This window comes from Bacillota bacterium (assembly GCA_040754675.1).
Lineage (GTDB): Bacteria > Bacillota > Limnochordia > Limnochordales > Geochordaceae > Geochorda.
On sequence record JBFMCJ010000438.1, the window covers coordinates 1 to 3,420 of the forward strand.

Sequence of the window (3,420 nt, forward strand, 5' to 3'; positions counted from 1 at the left end):
GCCCGCTCGATCGCGGCAGGCACGTCCGGCCGCGGCGGGTCACGCAGCCCCACGAGGCCCAGGAACGTGAGATCTCCTTCCAGCGCCGCCGCCACGACTTCTATGGACGAACCGGGGTCGGGGAGCGCGGCCCGGGGCACGCGCCGGCCCGCCACCGCAAGAACGCGCAGGCCCTCACCGGCCAGCCCTTCTGCCCTGGCCAGGATCCCGGCCCGATCCCGGTCGGTGAGGGCCCGCTCGCCCCCTGCCGCCTGGTACCACCGGCAGCAGGACATGACCGCATCGGGCGCACCCTTGACGAAGATCTCGGCCACCCGGGGCGCGCTGGCCGCCACCGCCACGCTCATGCGCCGGCGGTGTGCCTCGAATGGAGCCTCCACCACGATCGGGTGGCGGCTGCGCAGGTGCGGGGGGTCGAGCCCCGCCTTGCGAGCCGCGCACACCAGTGCAGCCTCCGTCGGGTCCCCTACCGCCCCCCACCGGCGGCCGCGGTGAGCCACGTCCCCGTGGCTGCACAGCACCCCCGCCATCAGGAGGCGTTCGAGGGGCGGGATGGCCAGGGGGTCGGCGGGCCGGCCGCCCACCAGGAAGGACCCCCTGGGTTCGAACCCCTCGCCGCTCACCGACGCACTTCCCCAGGGCGCCTCGATCCGGGCCACGGTCATCTCGTTGAGGGTGAGGGTGCCGGTCTTGTCGGCGCAGATAACGCTCGCGCACCCCAGCGTCTCGATGGCCGAAAGCTGGCGGACGATGGCGCGCCGGCGGCTCATGCGCTGTACGCCCAGCGCCAGTGCCGCCGTCACCGCTGCGGGAAGGCCCTCCGGGATGGCTGCCACCGCCAGGCTGATGGCGACCATGAACATTCCGTACCAGGGCTGGCCCTGGGCCACGCCGACCGCGAAGACCAGGGCCACGGCCACGGCGCATATGCCCACCAGCCAGCGCGCCAGATGTTCGAGCGAGCGCTGCAGGGGGCTGTCCGAACGCGGTGTCCCGGACACCATGGCAGCGATGCGCCCCAGTTCCGTGAAGGCACCCGTGCGCACCACCACGGCGCGGGCGCTGCCCGACACGACGGTGGTGCCCGTCAAGACCATGTGGGAAGCCTGCCCAGCGCCGCGGGCGGCACCCGGCGGCGGCAGTTCGGCGGCAATCTTGGGAACAGGGGCGGACTCGCCGGTCAGGGCCGATTCCTCCGCCTGGAGCGCGTAAGCTTCGATGAGGCGGGCATCGGCCGGCACCCGGTCGCCTGCTTCCAGCAGGAGGATGTCTCCGAGCGCCACTTCCCGGGCGGGTATCTCGAGAACCTGGCCGCGCCGCATCACGCGGGCCTTTGGCGCCCGCCACTGGGCCAGGGCTTCGATGGCGCGCTCGGCCCGATACTCCTGCCCGAACCCGAGCAGCGTATTGAGCACCACGATCGCTGCGATGGCCAGCGCGTCCAGTTCCTCACCGAGGGCGTAGGAGAGAAGGGCGGCCCCGATGAGAAGCAGCGTCATGAACGACCGGATCTGATCCCAGAGGAGCGCAAGCGCCGAAGGGCCGCCCCCGTGCAGCAGGTCGTTGTACCCGTCCTGCATGGAGCGAGCTGCCGCGTCGGCCGGATCGAGCCCGGTGGCGGCACTGGTCTTCAGGCGCCGAAAGACCTCCGACAGAGGAAGGGAGTCGGCACCCGAAAGTTCCGCGCCGGGCGGCGGCGCGGTGGACTTCTGGCGGCGCTTCATGATGTCTTTGCCCTGGCCCTTCCGGCGGGGTGAGGCTGTCCTGCCCCTTTAAGTTTTATGGGGGAGGCTCGCAGGACAGGTCATGCAGGAGAGGGCGACGTTGCCGAGGAGGCTCAGGGCGCTGCGCGCCGCAGGCGTTCGAGGCGTTCGCTGGCGGGCCGGTAGGTGGGGTCGATCTCCAGCGCACGCCGGTAGGCCCCGATGGCCGCCGCCTCGTTACCCTGGCGCTCGTAGAGTTCGCCCAGCAGGTAATGGAGAGCCGGCACCCGGTAGTTGACGCGCAGGGCCTCCTTCAGCACGGCGCCGGCCTCTTCCCACCGCTGCGAATCCATCAGGCTGCGGGCCAGGCTCACGTACAGTTGCATCCGGTCGGGGGCCTGCTTGAGGGCCGCTCGCAGCTCATCTTCCGCAAGCTTGCGCCATGCATCCGGGGAGTCCGGTGCCGCCGCGCCGGCGCCGGCCGGCCACGAGGAACGAAGCTCGGCAGCCGTCCGGCTGTCGGAGGCGGCATCCATTGCCAGCTTGCCCAGCCCTTCGTGGGCCAGTGCGGCGGTGGGGTCGCTTTCGAGAAGCTGCCCGTAGGCCTGCGCCGCACGGGCCGCTTCACCCAGCGCCTGGTGCGCCATGCCCACGACACCCAGGGCGGCTGCTCTCCAGGAGGGCGGGAGGCTCTCCACGTCCACGGCCCCCAGCAAGGAGCGCGCCTCCTGCCACTCCTCCCGTGCGGCGTGGACCCACGCAAGCAGGATCGTCGCCTCGGGGTCGGCCGGGGCCGTCCAGCGGGCCAGGCGGAGCTTGCCGGCTGCGGCCTCCGTCCGGCCCCGCGCCAGGTCTTCCAGAGCGGAGTCGATCCACCGCCGGGCGGCGGCCGGCGCAGAAGGCAAAGGCTCGGCCTGCGCGCGGACCAATACCGCACCCGCGGCGACGACCACCGCGAACAGGAGCCCGCCCGCGGCCAGCACCGGGCGGCGAACAGAGTGGAAACTCATGGCACGGAGCTTCGCCGCCGGCGGTGGCTTTCCTCTTGGAAGAGACCGGACGCCCTTCGCCCCCGGGCAGAGCGGCGGCGTGGGAGCCGGCTTTCCTCCCCGTGGTACAATCGCTGGGGGCCTGAAGGATGGCAAGCAGGTGGCAGCCCGGCGCCCGGGATCTCTCGGCGCTCGCCCCGGAACTGGACCGGCAGGCATCGGGGGCCTGGGTTCAGCGCATCTCCCAGCCGGCTCCGAGCGTGTTGATCTTCCACCTTTACGGCGCAGGACGACAGATGCGGCTGGTCATCGACACCGCGCCCGGGCGGCTCGCCTTCGGGCTGCTCCCTGACAGGGCCCGTTCCCCCGCCAACCCGCCGGAGCCGCCTGCGTTTTGCATGATGCTGCGCAAGTACCTGGAGGGGCGCCGCCTTCAGCGTGCCGAGGCCGTCCCCGGCGACCGGATCGTGCTCCTGTTCTTCGGCGAGCAAGGCGCGGCGGGCGGTGGGAAAGATCGCCCCAGCAGCGCGCACGCCATGCTGAGCGTCGAACTGACGGGCCGCACCGCCAATGCCGTGTTGGTGGTGCAGGGAACCGTGGCCGGCTGGATCCGGCAACCCGGCCCCGGCCGGGGGCTTGCGCTTCGCGAGCCGTACACCCTCCCGCCCCCTTCCACGGCGCCTGCGCAGGCGCCCTTATCCAGCGCGCAGGCGCGCCCTGCGTCGCTT

3 protein-coding genes are annotated in these 3,420 nt (G+C 72.2%); 1 reads left to right on the plus strand and 2 read right to left on the minus strand.

The annotated features are described in order from the left end of the window. Positions 1–1,724 (minus strand): HAD-IC family P-type ATPase (locus AB1609_18570; GenBank protein MEW6048451.1); only part of this gene is annotated, 1,724 nt, incomplete at its 3' end. Positions 1,725–1,837: 113 nt separating this feature from the next. Further along, the gene (locus AB1609_18575) at positions 1,838–2,713 is read right to left on the minus strand and encodes a tetratricopeptide repeat protein (GenBank protein ID MEW6048452.1); all 876 of its coding nucleotides are present in this window, start codon (positions 2,711–2,713) and stop codon (positions 1,838–1,840) included. A 128-nt stretch (positions 2,714–2,841) separates the two neighbouring features. Here AB1609_18575 and AB1609_18580 point away from each other — a divergent pair. Continuing rightward, a partial coding sequence (locus tag AB1609_18580) for an NFACT family protein (GenBank protein ID MEW6048453.1) occupies positions 2,842–3,420 on the plus strand: 579 nt, incomplete at its 3' end.